General features: G+C 72.5%; 14 protein-coding genes and 1 pseudogene. 10 read left to right on the top strand and 5 right to left on the bottom strand.

The genetic code is table 11. The features are described 5' to 3' along the window. From AOQ37_RS09925 to AOQ37_RS09900, 6 genes are all read left to right on the top strand, one after another. Positions 1-2,886, top strand: a complete 2,886-nt coding sequence (locus AOQ37_RS09925; protein WP_062643337.1) for an NHLP bacteriocin export ABC transporter permease/ATPase subunit — start codon at positions 1-3, stop codon at positions 2,884-2,886. Positions 2,887-3,167: 281 nt separating this feature from the next. After that, the gene (locus tag AOQ37_RS09920; protein WP_062643336.1) at positions 3,168-4,670 is read left to right on the top strand and encodes an MFS transporter; all 1,503 of its coding nucleotides are present in this window, start codon (positions 3,168-3,170) and stop codon (positions 4,668-4,670) included. A 174-nt stretch (positions 4,671-4,844) separates the two neighbouring features. Further along, entirely contained in the window at positions 4,845-5,861 is a 1,017-nt protein-coding gene (locus tag AOQ37_RS09915) for a Ppx/GppA family phosphatase (protein ID WP_062643334.1), read from the top strand. A gap of 325 nt (positions 5,862-6,186) precedes the next feature. Continuing rightward, a complete protein-coding gene (locus tag AOQ37_RS09910) occupies positions 6,187-7,203 on the top strand; it encodes an iron-containing redox enzyme family protein (protein ID WP_062643613.1) in 1,017 nt (338 codons plus the stop codon). Then, the gene (locus AOQ37_RS09905) at positions 7,204-7,878 is read left to right on the top strand and encodes a HemK2/MTQ2 family protein methyltransferase (protein ID WP_107085153.1); all 675 of its coding nucleotides are present in this window, start codon (positions 7,204-7,206) and stop codon (positions 7,876-7,878) included. After that, positions 7,859-8,056 carry a CDGSH iron-sulfur domain-containing protein gene (locus tag AOQ37_RS09900; RefSeq protein WP_062643333.1) on the top strand — a complete coding sequence of 66 codons (198 nt, stop codon included), beginning with the start codon at positions 7,859-7,861 and terminating at the stop codon, positions 8,054-8,056. Before AOQ37_RS09905 ends, AOQ37_RS09900 begins: the two co-directional genes overlap by 20 nt. A 178-nt stretch (positions 8,057-8,234) precedes the next feature. Here AOQ37_RS09900 and AOQ37_RS09895 read toward each other — a convergent pair whose 3' ends face one another. Continuing rightward, on the bottom strand, positions 8,235-8,669 hold the full coding sequence (locus AOQ37_RS09895) for a protease inhibitor (RefSeq protein WP_062643331.1): 435 nt from the start codon (positions 8,667-8,669) through the stop codon (positions 8,235-8,237). A 357-nt stretch (positions 8,670-9,026) separates the two neighbouring features. Between AOQ37_RS09895 and abmR the strand changes: the two are divergent. From abmR to AOQ37_RS09880, 3 genes and pseudogenes are all read left to right on the top strand, one after another. Then, positions 9,027-9,584, top strand: a pseudogene (gene abmR, locus AOQ37_RS09890) (ATP-binding transcription factor AbmR); the annotation flags it as partial. 295 nt (positions 9,585-9,879) lie between these two features. Further along, positions 9,880-11,487: a purine-cytosine permease family protein gene (locus AOQ37_RS09885; protein ID WP_062643329.1), complete on the top strand. Its 1,608-nt coding sequence runs from the start codon at positions 9,880-9,882 to the stop codon at positions 11,485-11,487. A gap of 102 nt (positions 11,488-11,589) precedes the next feature. After that, positions 11,590-12,759 (top strand): lactate 2-monooxygenase, encoded by a 1,170-nt coding sequence (locus AOQ37_RS09880; RefSeq protein WP_062643327.1) that lies wholly within the window; start codon positions 11,590-11,592, stop codon positions 12,757-12,759. Between the two features lie 79 nt (positions 12,760-12,838). Here the strand turns inward: AOQ37_RS09880 and AOQ37_RS09875 are convergent, their stop codons facing one another. From AOQ37_RS09875 to AOQ37_RS09860, 4 genes are all read right to left on the bottom strand, one after another. Next, positions 12,839-14,491, bottom strand: a complete 1,653-nt coding sequence (locus AOQ37_RS09875) for an RICIN domain-containing protein (protein WP_062643325.1) — start codon at positions 14,489-14,491, stop codon at positions 12,839-12,841. Positions 14,492-14,928: 437 nt separating this feature from the next. After that, positions 14,929-15,306, bottom strand: a complete 378-nt coding sequence (locus AOQ37_RS09870) for a hypothetical protein (RefSeq protein ID WP_062643323.1) — start codon at positions 15,304-15,306, stop codon at positions 14,929-14,931. A gap of 3 nt (positions 15,307-15,309) precedes the next feature. Beyond that, positions 15,310-15,555 carry a hypothetical protein gene (locus tag AOQ37_RS09865; RefSeq protein ID WP_037735240.1) on the bottom strand — a complete coding sequence of 82 codons (246 nt, stop codon included), beginning with the start codon at positions 15,553-15,555 and terminating at the stop codon, positions 15,310-15,312. A gap of 127 nt (positions 15,556-15,682) precedes the next feature. Further along, positions 15,683-17,923: a glycoside hydrolase family 9 protein gene (locus AOQ37_RS09860; protein WP_062643321.1), complete on the bottom strand. Its 2,241-nt coding sequence runs from the start codon at positions 17,921-17,923 to the stop codon at positions 15,683-15,685. A gap of 256 nt (positions 17,924-18,179) precedes the next feature. On the opposite strand from AOQ37_RS09860, the gene AOQ37_RS09855 reads away from it, so the two are divergent. Continuing rightward, positions 18,180-18,746, top strand: coding sequence for a cysteine hydrolase family protein (locus AOQ37_RS09855; protein ID WP_062643319.1), 567 nt, complete (start codon positions 18,180-18,182; stop codon positions 18,744-18,746). The last annotated feature ends 6 nt before the right edge of the window (positions 18,747-18,752 follow it).

The following is an 18,752-nucleotide window of genomic DNA, read 5'->3' as shown; positions in this document are numbered from 1 at the left end:
ATGACCGCCGTATCCGAGGGCGATGTCGTCCTCACCGCGCTGGGGCAGCTGGGCACCCGGATCGACTGCGCCGGGTCGGGCCGGCTCGATCTGGAGGGCCCCCAGGTGCTGTGGCTGGTCGCGTCCGGCGCGCTGGACCTGTTCGCGGTGGACGCCGAACAGCAGGGCCACTGGCATCACTTGGGCCGGCTGGAGGCGGGCGCCCTGCTGCTCGGCCCGGTCGCCGGGCCCCGTCACACGCTCCTCGCCCGTCCGTCGCGCGACTGCGTCGTGCACCGCGTCGGACTGCGGGAGCTGTACCAGCCCGCGAACACCCAGACCTGGTCCTACGACGAGTACGGCAACCCGGAGTACGTGCCGCCGACCTCGAGCCCGCTGGAGTACGCGCTGGCGCTCGGTGTGGGCCGCGGTCTGTCGATCCTCTTCCAGGCGCCGATGGCCACCGAGCGGGCGGCGGAGGACGGGGGCGCCCCCGTGCGCGTTCGTTCGAGCACGGGGGACGACGACGACGTCTTCTGGATGCAGGTGCCGCCGGGCAGCGTGCAGTACGGCTCGCTGTACGGCGCGGAGGCGGCCGCCGACCTGCTGATGGACCCCGCGGTATGGCAGAGCATGGTCGACCAGCAGTACCGGCTGCTGACCACGCTGGACCGCTGGATCGAGCAGCTGGAGCACACCCACGAGACGCGCACGGCCGCCGGGATCAAGGCCGGTGAGGCGGTCCGCGCCCAGGCCGACCGCACGCTGCTCGCGTCGATCGGCAGGAGCGGCCGGGGCGAGCGCGACGGCAGGGGCACGGACCGGCGCGCCACGGCGGCCGACGCCGACGCCACCTACGCGGCGTGCCGGCTCGTCGCCCGGGCCGCCGGGATCACCCTCGCCGAACCCTCGCGAACGGGCACCGGCTCCGACAGCGACCGGCTGGACCCGGTGGAACGGGTCGCCCTCGCCTCGCGGGTGCGCGCCCGGGCCGTACGTCTGGACGGCCGGTGGTGGCGGGACGACGTGGGGCCGCTGGTCGGACACCGGGCCCTGTCCGGGGCGCCGGTCGCGCTGCTGTGGCGGCGCGGCGGTTATGTCGCCGTGCATCCCGCGACGGGGCGCGAGACCCCGGTCGAGAAGGCCAACGCGGCGGAGTTCGAGCCGCGGGCGGTCATGTTCTACCGTCCGTTGCCGGAACAGGGCCTCGGCCCCCTCGGCCTGCTGCGGTTCAGCATGCGGGGCACAACGGGGGATCTGACGAACCTGCTGCTCAGCGGGCTGGTGACGGTGGTGATCGGGGCGCTGGTGCCGATCGCGACCGGCAAGGTGCTGGGCGAGTACGTGCCGAGGGCCCAGGAAGGGCTGATCGTGCAGGTGTGTCTGGCGGTGATGGTCAGCGGCGTGGTGGCCGCGGCGTTCATGCTGCTCCAGAACCTGACCGTGCTGCGCCTGGAGGGGCGGATCGAGGCGACGCTCCAGCCGGCGGTGTGGGACCGGCTGCTCAGGCTGCCGACGAAGTTCTTCGCCGAGCGTTCCACGGGCGAGCTGGCGAGTGCCGCCATGGGCATCAGCGCGATCCGCAGGCTGCTGGCGGGACTCGGCCCCTCGGTCGCGCAGTCCGTCACCGTCGGGGCGATGAACCTGGGGCTGCTGCTCTGGTACAGCGTGCCGATGGCGCTCGCCGCGATCGGCACGCTCGTCGTCATCGGGTCCGTGTTCCTGGCACTCGGGCTGTGGCAGGTGCGCTGGCAGCGGCGGCTCGTGGTGCTCTCCAACAAGCTCAACAACCAGGCCTTCCAGACCCTGCGGGGGCTGCCGAAGCTGCGGGTGGCGGCCGCCGAGAACTACGCCTACGCGGCCTGGGCTGCGCAGTTCGCGCGCAGCCGGGAGCTCCAGCAGCGCCTCGGCCGGATCAAGAACCTCAACACGGTGCTGGGCTCGGTGTATCTGCCGCTGTGTTCCCTGCTGATGTTCATGCTGCTGGCGGGTCCGGCCCGGGGCGCGCTGTCGGCGGCGGACTTCCTCACCTTCAACACGTCCATGACGATGCTGCTCACCTCGGTGACCTCGCTGACCGGCGCCTTCGTCTCGGCGGTGGCCGCGCTGCCGCTGTTCGAGGAGATCCGGCCGGTGCTGGAGGCGACGCCGGAGGTCCGCACGGCGAACACCCGCCCCGGCCCGCTGACCGGCGCGCTCGAGGCCCGCCGGCTGTCCTTCCGCTACTCCGACGACGGTCCCCTCGTCCTCGACGACGTCTCCTTCGAGGTGCGGCCGGGCGAGTTCGTGGCGATCGTCGGCCCGAGCGGGTGCGGGAAGTCGACCCTGCTCAGGCTGCTCATCGGCTTCGACAGACCGGTCTCGGGCAGCGTGCTGTACGACGGGCAGGACCTGGCGGCGCTGGACCGGTCGGCGGTGCGCCGGCAGTGCGGGGTGGTGCTCCAGCACGCCCAGCCGTTCACCGGTTCCCTGCTGGACGTCATCTGCGGCACCGAGGCCTACACGCCGGAGGAGGCGATGGCGGCCGCGGAGCTCGCCGGTCTCGCCGAGGACATCAGGCGCATGCCGATGGGGCTGCACACGATCGTCTCGGGCAGCGGGTCGGTCTCGGGCGGCCAGCGCCAGCGGCTGATGATCGCCCAGGCGCTGATCCGCCGGCCCCGCATCCTGTTCTTCGACGAGGCGACCAGCGCCCTCGACAACGAGACCCAGCGCACGGTCATCGAGAGCACCCGCAAGCTCAACGCCACCCGGGTCGTCATCGCGCACCGCCTGTCGACGGTGATGGACGCCGACCGGGTCGTGGTGATGGAAGACGGCAAGATCGCCCAGCAGGGCCCGCCCGCCCAGCTGCTCGCGGACACCGGCGGACGCCTGCACGAACTGGTGCGACGGCAGCTGGCCTAGCGCCTCGCTCCGGCGGTTCCGGAGACGGCCGGGGACCCGGGGCATTCCTGCGGGCACCTCGTGCGCATCCCTGAGGGCACCCCCGTGGGCATTCCTGCGGGCACCCTGGGCCCCCTCGGCCACTCCCCCGGCGCCGCTGCGGACGCCCTCTCGGACACACCTCCGGGCACCTCACTAACGAAACTTTGCCGTTTCGCTGAAACTGGTCTAGCCTCGATGTGTACGAAACCGTTTCGTTTACGTTTTCTTTGCCCTCACGTACGTCCCTGGAGTGGTTCCCCATGTCCTCGAAGACCTTGACGGACGGCCCCCGCACGGGCGCCGACCAGGGGCCGTCCGCAGCATCCGCCAAGAAGTGGTGGATCCTCGCGGTCGTCGCCCTGGCCCAGCTGATGGTGGTGCTGGACGCCACCATCGTGAACATCGCCCTCCCCTCCGCCCAGGCCGACCTCGGCTTCTCCGACGGCAACCGGCAGTGGATCGTCACCGCGTACGCGCTGGCGTTCGCCTCCCTGCTGCTGCTCGGCGGCCGGATAGCCGACCTCTTCGGCCGGAAGACGGCCTTCCTGATCGGGGTCGTCGGCTTCGCCGCCGTCTCCGCGCTCGGCGGCGCCGCGACCAACTTCGAGATGCTGGTCACCGCACGCGCACTGCAGGGCGCCTTCGGCGCGCTCCTCGCGCCCGCCGCCCTCTCGCTGCTCAACACCACGTTCACCGACGCCAAGGAGCGCGCCAAGGCGTTCAGCGTCTACGGCGCCATCGCCGGCGCGGGCGGCGCGGTGGGCCTGCTGCTCGGCGGCATCCTGACCGACGCGCTCGACTGGCGCTGGACGCTCTACGTCAACGTGGCCATCGCCGTCGTCGCCTTCGCGGGCGGCTGGCTGCTGCTGTCCAACCACCGCGACGCGGAGAACTCCAAGCTGGACGTGCCGGGTACGGTCCTGGTCGCCGCCGGTCTTTTCTCCCTGGTGTACGGCTTCTCCAACGCGGAGACCCACGACTGGGAATCGCCGCAGACCTGGGGCTTCCTGCTCGCGGGCGGGGCGCTGCTGGCGGCCTTCACCTGGTGGCAGACCCGGGCCGCGCACCCGCTGCTGCCGCTGCGCATCCTCCTCGACCGCAACCGGGCGGCCTCGTTCCTGGCCGTGCTGATCTCCGGCGCCGGCATGTTCGGCGTGTTCCTCTTCCTCACCTACTACCTCCAGCTGAACCTGGGCTTCAGCCCGACGAAGACGGGTGTGGCGTTCCTGCCGATGGTCGGCGCGCTCATGGTGGCGGCGCAGATCGGCACCACGGCCCTGGTGCCCCGGCTCGGCCCGAAGGCGGTCATCCCGCTGGGCTTCGCGATCGCCGCGGTGGGCATGGCCTGGCTGACCGGGATCGGCGTCGGCTCCCACTACGTCAGCGCGGTGCTGCCGCAGCTGGTCATCACCGGTATCGGCCTCGGTCTGGTCATGCCGCCCGCCATGCAGATGGCGACCGGCGGGGTCGCCGCCGAGGACGCGGGCGTGGCCTCCGCCACGGTCAACGCCATGCAGCAGGTGGGCGGTTCGATCGGTACGGCGCTGCTGAACACGCTGGCCGCGAGCGCCGCCGCCGACTTCCTGGTGGGCAAGAACCCGGCGGACAAGCTGGTCCAGGCCCAGGCGACCATCGAGAGCTACACCACCGCGTTCTGGTGGTCGGCCGTCTTCTTCGCGGCGGGCGCGGTCATCGCGTTCCTGCTCTTCCGCCGCGGGGTTCCGCAGCAGGACGCCGACGCGGCCCCGGTGGTCCACATGTGACGGACCCTCCGCAGGACCCGCACCAGGGAGAGGGGCCGCCGTCCGCGAAGGACGGCGGCCCCTCTGTGTGTCGGCCCGGATCCGCGTCCCGGCCCGGATCCGCGTCGGCCAGGATCCGTGGCAGACCTGTGGAGACGGGGCGCCCGCAGGTTTAGCCCTGGGTACTCGCGGTCCATGAGAATAAGCGTGCTGGACGTGGGGTCGAACACCGTGCGGCTGGTGGTGGCGGACGCGGCGGGAGGAGTCCCGCTGCCGGTCCACACCGCCAAGTGGCGACTGAGACTCTCCGAGCAGGTCGCGCCCGGTGACCCGCTCCCGGAAGCATCCGTGGAACAACTCGTCCGGGCGGTCGCAGCGGCGGCCAGGACGGCGGACCGGTGGGGCGCGGCGGGACCGCTGGCCTTCGCGACCGCCGTGGTGCGCTCGGCGCCCAACCGGCGCGAGGTGCTGCGCACGGTCCGGGCCCGCACCGGTGTCGCGCTGTGCACGCTGCCGGGTGAGGTGGAGGCCGAGCTGACGTTCCTCGGGGCCCGCCGCTGGATGGGCTGGCGCTGCGGTCCGCTCGCCCTGCTGGACATCGGCGGCGGCTCCTTCGAGGTGGCCTTCGGCCGGGGCCGGCTGCCGGACTTCGTCGCCTCGCTGCCCCTCGGGGCGGGCCGGCTCACCCACGAATTCTTCGCCGACCACGGCCCGCCGTCGCCGGAGGCGCTCCGGGCGGCCCGGCGCCGGATCCGCCACCAGCTCAGGGACGTGGCCGCCCGGGTCCGCTGGGAGGGGCCGCGTACGGCGGTCGCCACCTCCCGCACCTTCCAGCAGCTCGGCCGGTTGTGCGGGGCCGCCCCCGGGCGGCACGGTCCGTTCATGGACCGCACCCTGCGCCGCCGCGACCTGCGCGAGGCCGTCTCCACCCTGGCCGCCCTGCCCGCCTCCGAGCGCGCCCGGCTGCCCGGTATCTCCGCGCCGCGCGCCGCGCAGAGCCTGGCGGGCGCGGTGATCGGGCACACGGCGATGAAGCTCACCGGACTGACCTCGGTCACCGTCTGCCCGTGGGCGATCCGCGAGGGCGTCATGCTGCGGCACATGGAGGACGGCCCGGCCTGGTGGGCCGAAGCCACCCGCCTCACCGACGACGAGGCGGAAGAGGCCCCGCCGGACCCGGTACCCCTACGCCTCGCCCAGCAGGGCCCCTGACCGACCCGAACCCCGACCGGCCCCGCCCCGCACCCGCCGGAAAGTCACCCACGCCACACCGAGACCACCGCCCGGGCCGGGAAGCCGGGGGCGGGGCGAGTGGGCCGGGGGCGGGCCGAGTGGGCCGGGGGCGGGCCGAGTGGGCCGGGGGCGGGCCGAGTGGGCCGGGGGCGGGCCGAGTGGGTGACGGCGCTCGTACCCGAGCCGAGGCCGGTGGCCCCGCGTCCGGGCCTGTGGCCCCACGTCCAGGCCGGTGATCCCGTGTTCGGGCAGGTGGTCCGGTGTTCGGGTGGGTGGTCCGGTGTTCCGGGGGTACCCGGCGCGCATGGCACACGACCCCCATGGACCACAGCTGCCGGCCGCCCGTGGCCCGGTGTCCGCGGCCGTCCGCGGATATCTCGCGGGCTCCGACGCGCTTCCGGCGGCGCGAACGGTCGCCGCCGCGTCCGCGTACGGCGACGATCTCCAGCTGGCGCTGTACCTCTGCTACGAGCTGCACTACCGCGGTTTCGCGGGTGTGGCCCCGGAGCGGGAGTGGGACCCCGATCTGCTGCGGGTGCGGGCCGCGCTGGAGCACCGGTTCCTCACCGCCCTGCGCGAGGACACACCGCTCCACGACTCCGTCGAGGACGGGCTCGCCGAGCTGCTCGTCGAGCCCGTCGAGGGCACGGGCGTCAGTCATTTCCTCGCGGCCGAGGGTGAGTTGTGGCAGGTGCGCGAGTACGCGGTCCAGCGCTCCCTGTACCACCTCAAGGAGGCGGACCCGCACGCCTGGGTCCTGCCGCGGCTGTGGGGCCGGGCCAAGGCCGCCATGGCCGCGGTCGAGTTCGACGAGTGGGGTGGCGGTCGCCCCGAGCGCGTCCACGCGCGGCTGTTCGCGGACCTGATGACGGACCTGGACCTGGACACCACCTATGGCCGCTACCTGGACGCCGGGTGCGCCGAGACGCTGGCCACCGTCAACCTGATGTCCCTCTTCGGCCTGCACCGCTCCCTCAGGGGCGCCCTCGTGGGCCACTTCGCGGCGGTCGAGATCACGTCCTCGCCCGGTTCGCGGCGGCTCGCGCAGGCGATGCGCCGCGTGGCCGCGGGTCCCGCCGCCGAGCACTTCTACGACGAGCACGTCGAGGCCGACGCCGTGCACGAGCAGGTGGTGCGCCACGACGTCATCGGCGGTCTGCTGGACGAGGAACCCCACCTGGCCCCCGACATCACCTTCGGCCTCGACGCCACCGGGTACCTGGAGGACCGCCTCGCGGCCCGTCTGCTCGCCGCCTGGCGCGCGGGGGAGACCTCCCTGCGCACTCCCCTCCCCGATCGCGAAAAATCCCATATTTCGTGAATGTCGGGGTACTTGGTCACGGTGAACCCTCTCGTACTCCCGGGCGTGTACGCCCCCCAGGAGGACACCGCCCTGCTGGCCGGGGCGCTGTCCGAAGAAACGTTGCTGCCGGGCGCCGACGTCCTGGACGTGGGAACCGGCACCGGCGCGCTGGCGCTGGAGGCCGCGCGGCGCGGCACCCGGGTCACGGCCGTCGACGTGTCCTGGCGCGCGGTGTACTCCGCCCGCCTCAACGCCTGGCGGGAACGGCTGCCGGTGCGGGTGCACCGGGGCAATCTCTTCGGCCCGGTGCGCGGACAGTCCTTCGACCTGATCCTGTCCAACCCGCCGTACGTGCCCGCGCCGGGCGGTGTCCGCGCGGGCCGCGGCACGGCCCGGGCCTGGGACGCGGGCGGTGACGGCAGGCTCCTGCTCGACCGGATCTGCGCCGAGGCTCCCCCGCTGCTGCGGCCCGGCGGCGTGCTGCTGATGGTCCACTCCGCGCTCAGCGATCCCGCGAGCACGCTGACCGTCCTGCGCGCGTCCGGCCTCAAGGCCTCCGTGACGCGACGCAGCCGCATCCCGTTCGGCCCGGTCCTGCGCGAGCGCAGGGACTGGCTGCGGGAGCGGGGCCTGCTGACCGCCGACGACGAGAACGAGGAGCTGGTGGTCGTCCGTGCCGAACTCCCCTGCTGACAGGCCCTGTCGGATCAGCGTCCAGCGCCGGGGTCCCCTGCTCGTCGAGGGGCCGGTCGAGGTGGAACTGGAGGACGGCAGCACGGTCACCTCCGACCGCTTCCGGGTCGCGCTGTGCACCTGCCGGCGCAGCCGCCGCTACCCCTGGTGCGACACCAGCCACCGGGAGCGGTCCTAGACCGCTCCCGGTGGCCGCCGTCCGCACCGGGGTGCGAGGAACACACCGGAGGCCGACGGGCAGCCCCACACTGCCCGCCGGCCTCCGGGTAAGGGATCACGCTGCTCCCGTGTCAGGGCTCGCACTCCCCACTTCACGAGCCTCTCTCGGCGTCCACGGGGACCACGCGACCCCGGTCTCAGAACGCGAAGAGGCTGCTCCCGGCAGCGTTCTTCACGCACTCGTTGGAGAAGGTGCGCTCGAAGGCGACGCGCTTGCCCCGCCATACACCGTCGACGGTGACGACCACCGGGTCGTACTGCCGCGTGCAGACGGCGTCGCCCGGACCCGCCAGGGCGTCGAGATCGCCGCCGGCGGCGCGCAGTTCGGCGCAGGCGAGGGCGGCGGCGGGGTGGGTGCCGGAGGGCGTCGGAGCGCAGTTCAGGGTGACGGCCCGGGCCGCGTCGACGGTGGCCGCGCTTTCTCCGTGGCCCACGGTCAGCACGAGGGCCGACGGGGCGTAGAGGGAGGTCGGCGCTGCGGCCGGGGCGGCGAGCGCGGATCCGGTGAGGGATCCGCAGACGGTGGCGGCCGTGAGGCCCAGGGTCGCTGCCCAGCGCGCGGTGTTCCGCATTGTGTGCATCCTTCCGCTCGGTTCGGGGGTGTGCCGGTCCGGCTCGGTCGGTGTCGAACGCGGCGAGCGCGAGTCTGCCGAGTCCGCCGCCGAAACTCACATCGACCCCATGGGTTTCAGTAACCTTGCGTATTGAATCAGTGGCGAGAAGTTACGGAATTCGAACGTTCCAACGCCGGAAGCAAGCGCTTCATGATCCCTTCGATCGACTCGGTGACCGGTTTCCATAGCTTCGTTAATAGGCCTGAAACATTCCGCCACGGCTCCCGAATGCCTCCGCACACCCCCGCGTTCCGCTCTCGGCGGACTTGTTCTCGACCCCTTGTGTTCATGTACCTGCGGAGTAATGGTCATTACATGATTACGAACGAGCAGAAAGAGAAGCTGAGGGGCTGGTTCGCGGGCCGCCTGCCCGACGACCTCTTCGAGGAGCCGGCCGAGGTGACGGTCGACCGCGAGGAGATCACCGTGATCGGCCGCATCCCCGCGCCCAAGCCGGCCGGGGACGCCTCGGCCGCCGAGCGGGAGGCGGCGGTCACCGCCCGGATCCAGGAGTTCCGCGAGCGCACCCGGGACACCCGGATCGCCGTGGCCCGGGACGCGGAGCACCGGTTCCGGCGCAAGGTGTCCTGGGGTGTGGTGTGCGACGGGGAGCGCGCGCTGTTCACGCACGTGGCCGCGCCCGTCATGACCCGGCTGCGGCAGCCCGAACGCCAGGTCCTCGACACCCTGATCGCCGGGGGCGTGGCCCGCAGCCGCAGCGACGCGCTCGCCTGGTGCGTCCGGCTGGTCCAGCGGCACACCGACGACTGGCTCACCGAGCTGCGCGACTCCCTCGAACAGGTCCAGCGCGTGCGGGCCCAGGGCCCGGACGCGGACACCCACCCCGGCCCCGGCACGGATCCCGGCACGGACTCGGATCCCGGCGAAGACTCCGATCCCGGCACGGGCTCCAGCGACGGCACCGGCACCGGCACCGGCACCGGCACCGATTCGGGTACCGGCGGCGCGGACGTGGCGGATTCGTCCACTCCCGACGCGAAAGAAGGATGATTCGTCCTCTGGCCGGGGTCATCCCCCACGCCGTACGTTCGGCAGACCCCGATCAGTGACGGCACCCGCCCGCGTCGCCCACCCCGCGACGGGACGGCCGTTCACCGTGCCGCGCCACCCCGCGCTCCACCGTCGACCGCCTGTTGCTGGAGCTCCCTTGACCCCGCCGTCCCCCGGATCCGCGCCGTCCGCCTCTGCCCCGTCCCTCACCGAGGTCGAGGCCCACGGTGTCGACCGCATCCCCGACGCCGAACGCACCGCGACCCCCCTCGACCTGTTCCGGCTCGCCTTCGGCGGCGCGAACACCTTCTCCACCTGCGTGCTCGGCGCCTTCCCGATCCTCTTCGGACTGTCGTTCTGGCAGGGCCTCGCCGCGACCCTCCTCGGGGTCGTCGTGGGCGCGCTGATCCTGTGCCCGATGGCCGTGTTCGGGCCGGTCAACGGCACCAACAACGCCGTCTCCTCCTCCGCGCACCTCGGCGTGCACGGCCGGGTCGTCGGCTCGTTCCTCTCCCTGCTGACGGCGATCGCGTTCTTCTCCATCTCGGTGTGGAGCTCAGGCGACGCCCTGGTCGGCGGCGCGCACCGCCTCTTCGGCCTCCCCCGCGGCGATCTGACGTACGCCGTCGCCTACGCGCTGTTCGCCGGACTGGTGCTCGCGGTCTGCGTGTACGGCTTCCGGTTCATGCTGTTCGTCAACAAGGTCGCGGTCGCCTCCGCCACCGTGCTGTTCCTGCTCGGCGCGATCGCCTTCGCCGGTGATTTCGACGCCTCGTACGCGGGCGTCTTCACGGACTCCGCCGACCCGGCGACCGACGCGCTGTTCTGGCCGTCGTTCATCGGCGCGGCGCTGATCGTGCTGTCCAACCCGGTGTCGTTCGGGGCGTTCCTCGGCGACTGGTCGCGCTACATCCCGGCAACGACCCCGCGCCGCAAGGTGATCGGCGCCGCGTTCCTGTCGCAGGTCGCGACCCTGCTGCCGTTCGTCTTCGGCCTCGCGACCGCGAGCATCATCGCGTCGAAGGCCCCCGAGTACGTCGACCCGGCCGCTCCCGACTTCGTGGGCGGGCTGCTCGCGATCTCACCGAGCTGGTTCTTCCTGCCGGTCTGTCTGCTCGCCCTGATCGGCGGGATGTCCACGGGCACGACCTCGCTCTACGGCACCGGCCTGGACTTCTCGTCGGTGTTCCCGCGGCTGTCGCGGGTGCGGGCGACCGTGCTGGTCGGCCTGCTGTCGATCGTGTTCATCTTCGTCGGCCGGTTCGCGCTGGACCTCGTCCAGTCCATCTCCACCTTCGCCACGATGATCATCACGTGCACGACGCCGTGGATGGTCGTGATGATGCTGGGATTCTTCACCCGGCGCGGCTGGTACGACCCCGACGCCCTCCAGGTCTTCAACCGCCGCCAGCGGGGCGGGCGTTACTGGTTCGCGCACGGCTGGAACTGGCGCGGTATGACCGCCTGGTGGGTGTCGGCGCTGCTCGGTGTGCTGTTCACCGACATCCCGGGCCAGTTCGTCGGGCCGCTGGGTGATCTGGCGAACGGCGTCGACATCGGCCTGCCGCTGTCCCTGGCCGTAGCCGCCCTGCTCTACCTGGCGTTGCTGCGGCTGTTCCCGGAACCCCGGGCGGTGTACGGGCCCGAGGGGGCGCGGCTGGCCAGGACCGTGGAGGTGCCGGTGCCGCCGATCACCGGACCGGGCACGGAGGCCGGCGAACCCGTCGCCGCAGCGTCCGGGCCGGCCGTCGACCGAACCGTCTGACCACGGCCCGACCACCGCCTGACCACCGCCACCGACCCGCCGGTATGGTCGCCGTGCGACGACGACGGCCGACCACGGGACGGCGAGAGGCGGGACGTACGGATGGCGAAGCACTGGGCGGACTTCCAGTACGAGATCTATCTCAACGGGATGACGGGCGCGGTCCCCCGGCTGCCCACCGACCTGACCCGGCTCGAGGAGCTCACCGAACAGCGCCTCGGGCCCGGGCCGGTGGGCTATGTGGCGGGCAGCGCGGGGGACGGCAGCACGGCGCGGGCGAACCGCGCGGCCCTGGAGCGCCGCCGGATCGTGCCGCGCATGCTGCGGGACGTGCACGAGCGGGACCTGTCGGTCGAGGTGCTGGGCCGGGCCCTGCCCGCGCCGCTCGCGCTCGCGCCCGTCGGGGTGCTGTCGATCATGCATCCGGAGGCGGAGTCCGCGGCGGCCCGGGCGGCGGCCGCGCAGGGGGTGCCGTTCATCCTGTCGTCGGCGTCCAGCACACCGATCGAGCAGGTGGCCGAGGCGATGGGGGACGCCGAGCGCTGGTTCCAGCTGTACTGGTCCAAGGACCGCGAGGTGACCCGCAGCTTCCTGCGGCGGGCCCGGGAGAGCGGCTTCACGGTGCTCGTCGTCACCCTGGACACCCCGCTGCTGGCGTGGCGGCCCCGCGATCTCGACCAGGCCTATCTGCCGTTCCTGCACGGCGTGGGCACCGCCAACTACTTCACCGACCCGGCGTTCCTGGCGGGCCTGGCCAAGCCGGTGCACGAGGACCCGAACGCGGCCGTCCTGCACTTCGTCAGCCTGTTCGCGGACCCCGGCAAGACCTGGCCGGACCTGGCGTTCCTGCGGGAGAACTGGGACGGGCCGATCGTCCTCAAGGGTGTGCTGCACCCCGACGACGCCCGGCTGGCCGCCGACGCGGGCATGGACGGCGTGGTGGTCTCCAACCACGGGGGCCGGCAGGTCGCCGGCTCGGTCGCGGCCGCCGACGCGCTGCCCCGGGTGGCACAGGCCGTCGGCGACCGGCTGACGGTGCTGTTCGACAGCGGGGTGCGCACCGGCGACGACGTCTTCAAGGCGCTGGCCCTCGGCGCGCGGGCGGTGCTGCTGGGCCGACCCTACGCCTACGGCCTCGGTCTGGACGGGCAGCCGGGCGTCGAGCACGTGATCCGTTGTCTGCTCGCGGAGTTCGACCTCACCCTCGCGCTGTCCGGCCACGCCGGCCCGGCGACCGTGGGTCCGGCCGACCTCGTCGAGGACGCCGGCTGACGGGCGCGGCGGGAGCCGTACGAGCCGGCCTCCGCGGTGCCGGTCCCGGTCCCGGTCCGGGGCCCGGGCCCTTCGTCCCTCAGGCGGTGCCGTCCGCCAGGTCGACCGGCTGGGCCGACGGGGGCGCGTCCGTGCCGGTGACCGCGAGGGAACCGGGGGTGGCGGAGGCGGTGCCGGTGAGCCAGCGCTGACCGGTGGAGTGGTCGCGGACCTTGACGACCACGTCCGCGCCCGGCGCCTCACCCGCCGGGGAGAGGGCGAGCGTGTCGTCCCAACGGGGCAGCAACTCGCCCTGCACGGTGAGGTCGTAGCGGACGTCGTCCCCGCGGGCGTCGGTGGCGTCCACGCACGCGCCGAGGATGACCACCCCGGCGTCCGCGTGGGAGTCCACGCACAGGCCGGGCCCGGCCACGCTGCGCAACTGCCCGTCGTCGTCGTAGGACCACTGCTGGGTCGCGTCGGAGGAGCAGTCCGCCAGTTCGAGGGCGGAGCCGGCCCGCGCCTCGCCCCGCACGTCCAGGCAGAGGTCGGCGGCGGCGTTGCGCAGCGTGGTCTGCCGTGGCGCGGTGGGCAGTTGGGCGGTGCCCGGGGAGGTCGGCGAGGCGGTGGCGGCCTGCGAGTCGATGCCGGGGACGCTGCCGCTGGTGGAGGCGGCCGGGTCGGCGCCGCCGTCGTCCGACCACATGCCGGCGGCGAGCAGGGTGGTCAGCAGACCCGCCGAGGCCAGTCCGACGCCGGTGAACAGCGCGCGCGGCGAGCGCGTCTCCCCGGACGACCGCCGACGGGGCGAGGGGATGCGCGCGAGCAGATTGCCGCCTCGGCCCCGGGTGCCACGGGTGCCCCGGCCGCCACGGCCGCCGTGGCGTGCGGAGCCCTTGAGCCGTACGGTCTGCTGCTTGGCGCGACCGGGGCGGGTGTCGTGGTAGCGGCGGGCCCCCCAGCCGAGCACCGCCTCGGCGAGCAGCACGCCGAGGCCGCTCTCGAAGTGACCGAGCTGTTCGGCGGCGGCCCGGCAGTAGCGGCACTCGTCCATGTGCTTGCGCACGTCCGGCAGAAGGTCGCCGCCGCGGCGGATCGGCACGTCGAGGAGCCGGTTGTAGAAGCGGCAGTCCTTGCTCGGCGCGAGTTCCCGGTGGGCCCGGACGACGCCCTCCCGCAGCTTGTCCCGGGCCTGCTCCAGGACGCCCGAGACCGTGTCGGTGTCCATCCCGAGCAGACCGGCGGCGACGGTGACCGGTTCGGCCTCGACCTCCACGTGCCACAGGACGCAGCGGGCGACGGCGGGCAGGCCCTGGAACGAACGTTCCGCCAGCACCCGGTTGTCCGGGGTCATGGACTTGGCGGCCCGCATCCCCCGCGCGCCGGCCGGCTTGCGCAGCACCGGCAGCACGCCGGACAGCTCCTCGTCGGCGGACCACAGCCGCGCCATGTCCCGTACGGTCACCAGCAGTCGGGGGCGCAGCGCGGTCCCCGGCTCCCCCAGCTTCAACCTGTCGAGGACCTGGTGGAAGGCGGACGCGGTGATCATGGACGCGACGCTCCCGGAGGAGGCGAGGCAGATGACCGCGTACTCGTGCACCGGCCGCCAGTGCCGGGCGATCAGCAGAGCGGTGGACTGGGCGACCTCGTTGTCCGCTCCGCCGCGTATTCCCGCGGCGAGCGACTCGTCGGATTCTCCGGGGCCCCCGCCCTGCGGAGGATAGGGCGGACGAGGAGGCTGAGGGGTGGGCACTGAGCACATTCCTTTGGTACGTACCTGTCCGGTGCGGCCGGGAGCGTGAATTCGCCTCCGCCGACGAACGCGGGGGATGTGGTCATGACCCCCCGCACGGGCGGTTCACCTTTGCACAACTGAGTCACGCACAACAAGGCGAGCGCTGAAGCTGCGCCTTGTTGATGGAAAGTCGATAAGCGGGACCGCTCCCACCAGGCATCGCGCCTTTTCACGGCCTTCGCGGGCTCGGCCGAAATCCGCCCTTGCGCCCCGTGTGAAACACGCGCACACGGTGGGGCGCCGCGCACGCTCCCGGCACAGCGGCCCGCGCAGTTGGCTGGAATCGGCCACTTCCTCGGAGGCCCCGCGCAGGACGGCGGCTCTCCTGCGCGAAACGGCCGCCGGCCTTGCTCCTCCCGCCCTCGGCCGGCGGCCCCGGGACACTTTGCTCCTGCCTATATCTGCCAGGACCGCAACCGGTCCGCCGCGCCGTAGACGTCCGTCTTGCCGTCGAGCAGATCGCGGGCGAGGTCGACGAGCGCGCCGTACGGCGGATCGATACCGACCCCGCTGGTGAACATGTACGCCACCGCCGTCGCGCAGGCGAAGCGGGCGTTGGCCGAGGGCAGGGGCTTGAGCAGGGTCAGCGTGTGCAGCAGCGCGGCGGCCCGCCAGGCCGGGTCGGAGTCCACGCCGAGCTTGGGCGGATCGACCCGGTGCCGGGCGACCGCGGCGACCAGCGCCGAGAAGTCGTTGACGGTGGGCTGTTCCGGCAGAACCTCTTCATGGCGCTGGAGCAGCCAGGGCACGTCGATGTGGATGACGGAGGTCATCGGTCAGGCGACCCGCCCCTCGCCCCGCACGGAGCGTTCGTCCTCGGGAAAGGCGGCGGCGAACTCGTCGGCGTGCGAGGCGAAGAACCTGCGGAAGGCCTCCGCGCCTTCCTGGAGCGCCCGGTGCCGCGCGATGTCGGCGGCGGCCGCCTCCCGCACGAGTGCCTTCATCGACGTACCGCGTTCCTTGGCGATCTGCCGCAGGTCCTCCAGCTCGCGATCGCTGAATTCCACATTGAGGGCTGGCATGTCCTTCACGGTACCGCGCGGGTACTTACTCGTAAATATCCCCAGGTCAAACTGATGACCGCGCGGTACCGGAGGGTGTTCGATCCTGCACGCTCCCGATCAGAGCGGGTCTCTCATTGATCAGGCTCTATCCCTGATCCGCCACGAAGGAGGCCAGCCGGGCCAGCGCCGCGTTCCAGTTGATCGCGGTCTCGTTCGTGGACCAGGACTGGATGTCGTCGATGTAGCAGAACTGGCCCACACAGCCCTGGAGCTTGCTCTGCGCGTAGGGGTCCTGGATGCTCGAGTTCGGGCCGCCGGACAGGGTGCCCCGCGGCGGGTCCGGCAGGTTCGGGTCCAGCTGGCGCGCGTACCAGCGGCTGTGCTGGCGATGGGAGTTCACCTCGCCGTAGCCGGTGACGTACGACTGGTTGAGCGCGTTGCGCCCGAGCACGTAGTCCATGCTCTGGACGGCTCCGGACCGGTACTTCGAGGCGCCGGTGAGGTCGTAGGCCGTGGCGATGACCACGGCGTTGTTGAGGACCTGGTGGCTGGAACCCCAGTCGTACCGGTTGCCCTCGGGGGCGTAGGGCATGCCGTACGGCTGTCCGGCCAGCGTGGCGAGATAGCTGTCGGCGCCCCGCACGACCGACCCGCGGACCTTGTCGCGTCCGGGCAGCGCGCTGGGAACGGTCGCGAGGTCGAGGCGGCCGGCGGCGGCCGTACGGGACCAGTCGAAGCCGTTGGGGACGAAGATGTCCGCCGTGTGCGCCGGGGAGTTCAGCACCCGGTCGGCGAACTGCTTCTCCCCCGTGCTGAGATACAGCTCGGCGGCCGCCCAGTAGAACTCGTCGGTCGCGTCGTCGTCGTTGTAGGCGCCGCCGCCGATGCCGTCGTTCGGGTCGGCGTACACGTCCGGATGCGCGAGGGCCGCCGCGAAGGCCTTGCGCGCGGCCGTCAGCGCCTTCGCCGCGAAGGCCTTGTCGTAGGGCCGGTACAGGCGGGCCGCCTGGGCGGCCGTCGCGGCCAGGTTGAGCGTCGCCGTGGTGGTCGGCGGATGCAGTTCGCGCTTCTGTGGATCGTCGCCCGGCAGCAGCGGCAGCCCGGTCCACTGCGCGTCGTGGATCTTGTGGTGGGCCATGCCGGCGAGCGGCTGCCCGTCCGGCACCTGCATCCTCAGCAGGAAGTCCAGCTCCCAGCGGGCCTCGTCGAGGATGTCCGGCACGTTGTTGCCGCTCTCCGGTAGGGCGAGCGTCCCGTCGCCGAGGGCGGCCGGGTCGCCGGTGCGGGCGAGCAGGGAGCGTTCGTAGGTGCTCAGCAGCTCCCAGGTGGCGATGCCGCCGTTGACGACGTACTTGCCGTGGTCCCCCGCGTCGTACCAGCCGCCGGTGACGTCGAGCGTGTAGTCGCACACCCCGCTCCGGCAGGGCACCGCGGAGTCGCCCTGGTTGGGGGCCGCGTTCACATGACCGGCCGCCCTCCCGTAGCCGGGCCGCAGGTCGTCCCGGATCGCGATGCCGCTGCGCTGCGTGTAGTAGTACTTCACCGCGTCCAGGCGCAGCCGGTCGTAGTCGGCCGTGCCGATGTCGAAGGGACGGCTGGTCTCGCCGTCGGCGACCAGCGTGAAGCCCGTCCCGCGCGTGCGGTAGCCGCCGAAGTCGATGGAGTGGACGCGCTGTCCGGACGAGACGTCGAGGCCGCGCGGCACGGTCCAGCCGTGCGCGACCGTCGCCCCCGCGCCGTTCCGCAGCCGCCAGGGCAGCTTCGCGGCGGCATCGGTGACCAGCGTGGCGTTCTTCGGGCCGGCGGGCAGATAGGCGACCTGGTTGACGCGCACCCGCGGCCCGGTGTCCGGCTGGTACACCTCCGGCGGCACCCCGCCCAGCAGCGACACGTCGTCCAGGCAGAACCGCCAGGGATCGGCGCTCCCGCCGACCTGGAAGGCCACCTGCCCCTGGGCGCTGTCGACCGGCGAGGTGAACGTGTACGTATAGGCGTCACCCGTCTCGCTCAGCACCGGGCTCGCCTCGTACCAGGTGTCGTACGGGGAGACACCGAGGCCCACGATCGCCCGCACCACGTGCCCCTCGGGCACACCGGAGGCGCTGAACGAGAACCGGTACGACGACCCCTTCACCAGGGTGACGGCGTCCTGTCCGACGGCGGCGTCCCAGCGGTTGACGGTGCCGCCGGGCACGTCCGCGCACAGCCGGCCGTCGCTGAGACCGGCGGTGACGTTGCTGGTCCACCAGGGGTCGGCGGTCGTGTCGAAACCGCCGTTCCGCACCTGCTCGACCTCTTCGGCACCGGCCTGCTGGGCGGGCAGCGCGGTGAGCGCCGCGCCCAGCAGGGCCGCGAGGGACAACAGGGTGGTTCTGCGTCGTTTCACGTCCAGGCTCCTCGGGGAGTGCGGGACGCTCCGTACGGGATCCGGGTGCCATCGCGTGGGAGCGCTCCCAGAGCGGGGTCGCAGGACATGTTTGTTGCAGTCATGACACCCCGTCAACGGTCCGGACGAGATGGCTTCGGTGCCGTTGTCAGTGGTGCGTCCTACTGTGGGCCGTCCGAGCATCGCTCACGCCGACAACACCTGCGACGCCTGCGATGCCTGCGATGCCTGCGACGAATGAGAAGCGGAGGTCTCCATGACCACCCTGCCCGGCCGGCCGAACACCGCCCTGCTCGTGATCGACGTCCAGAAGGGCGTGGTGGCGGGCGCGCCCCGGCGTGCGGAGGTGATCGCGAACATCGGCACCCTGATCGACGCGGCCCGCGCGCAGGACGTGCCGGTCGTCTGGGTGCAGCACTCCGACGACGACCTCGAACGGGGCAGCGAGGACTGGGAGTACGTCGAGGAACTGGTCCGGCTCGAGGCGGAGCCCCTCGTCCACAAGAACTACCAGGACTCCTTCGAGGACACCGAGCTGGAGTCGGTGCTCGCGCAGCGCGGGGTGGGCCGCGTCGTCGTCACCGGGGCGCAGACCGACGCGTGCGTCCGCTCGACCCTGCACGGCGCCTTCGTGCGGGGGTACGACGTGACACTGGTCGGCGACGCGCACACCACGGAGGACCTGAGCAAGTACGGCGCGCCCGCACCGGAACAGGTGATGGCTCACACCAACCTGTACTGGTCGTGGCAGAGCGCGCCCGGGCGCCGCGCGGGCACGGTGGACACGGCGAAGGTGACCTTCGAACCGGCCGACGCGGGCTGAACCGCG

This window comes from Streptomyces maremycinicus (assembly GCF_001184025.1).
GTDB classification, from domain to species: Bacteria; Actinomycetota; Actinomycetes; order Streptomycetales; family Streptomycetaceae; genus Streptomyces; species Streptomyces maremycinicus.
The sequence above is the reverse complement of the archived record's forward strand: the minus strand, read 5'-3'. Positions and strand labels throughout refer to the sequence as shown.

What these genes read in the sequence shown, in the direction of transcription:
- AOQ37_RS09870 (WP_062643323.1), bottom strand. Translation starts at nt 15,306, where the DNA reads ATGACCTCCGTCATCCACATCGACGTGCCCTGGCTGCTCCAGCGCCAT.
- AOQ37_RS09855 (WP_062643319.1), top strand. Translation starts at nt 18,180, where the DNA reads ATGACCACCCTGCCCGGCCGGCCGAACACCGCCCTGCTCGTGATCGAC.
- AOQ37_RS09905 (WP_107085153.1), top strand. Translation starts at nt 7,204, where the DNA reads ATGTCGGGGTACTTGGTCACGGTGAACCCTCTCGTACTCCCGGGCGTG.
- AOQ37_RS09920 (WP_062643336.1), top strand. Translation starts at nt 3,168, where the DNA reads ATGTCCTCGAAGACCTTGACGGACGGCCCCCGCACGGGCGCCGACCAG.
- AOQ37_RS09865 (WP_037735240.1), bottom strand. Translation starts at nt 15,555, where the DNA reads ATGCCAGCCCTCAATGTGGAATTCAGCGATCGCGAGCTGGAGGACCTG.
- AOQ37_RS09910 (WP_062643613.1), top strand. Translation starts at nt 6,187, where the DNA reads ATGGCACACGACCCCCATGGACCACAGCTGCCGGCCGCCCGTGGCCCG.
- AOQ37_RS09895 (WP_062643331.1), bottom strand. Translation starts at nt 8,669, where the DNA reads ATGCGGAACACCGCGCGCTGGGCAGCGACCCTGGGCCTCACGGCCGCC.
- AOQ37_RS09880 (WP_062643327.1), top strand. Translation starts at nt 11,590, where the DNA reads ATGGCGAAGCACTGGGCGGACTTCCAGTACGAGATCTATCTCAACGGG.
- AOQ37_RS09915 (WP_062643334.1), top strand. Translation starts at nt 4,845, where the DNA reads ATGAGAATAAGCGTGCTGGACGTGGGGTCGAACACCGTGCGGCTGGTG.
- AOQ37_RS09925 (WP_062643337.1), top strand. Translation starts at nt 1, where the DNA reads ATGACCGCCGTATCCGAGGGCGATGTCGTCCTCACCGCGCTGGGGCAG.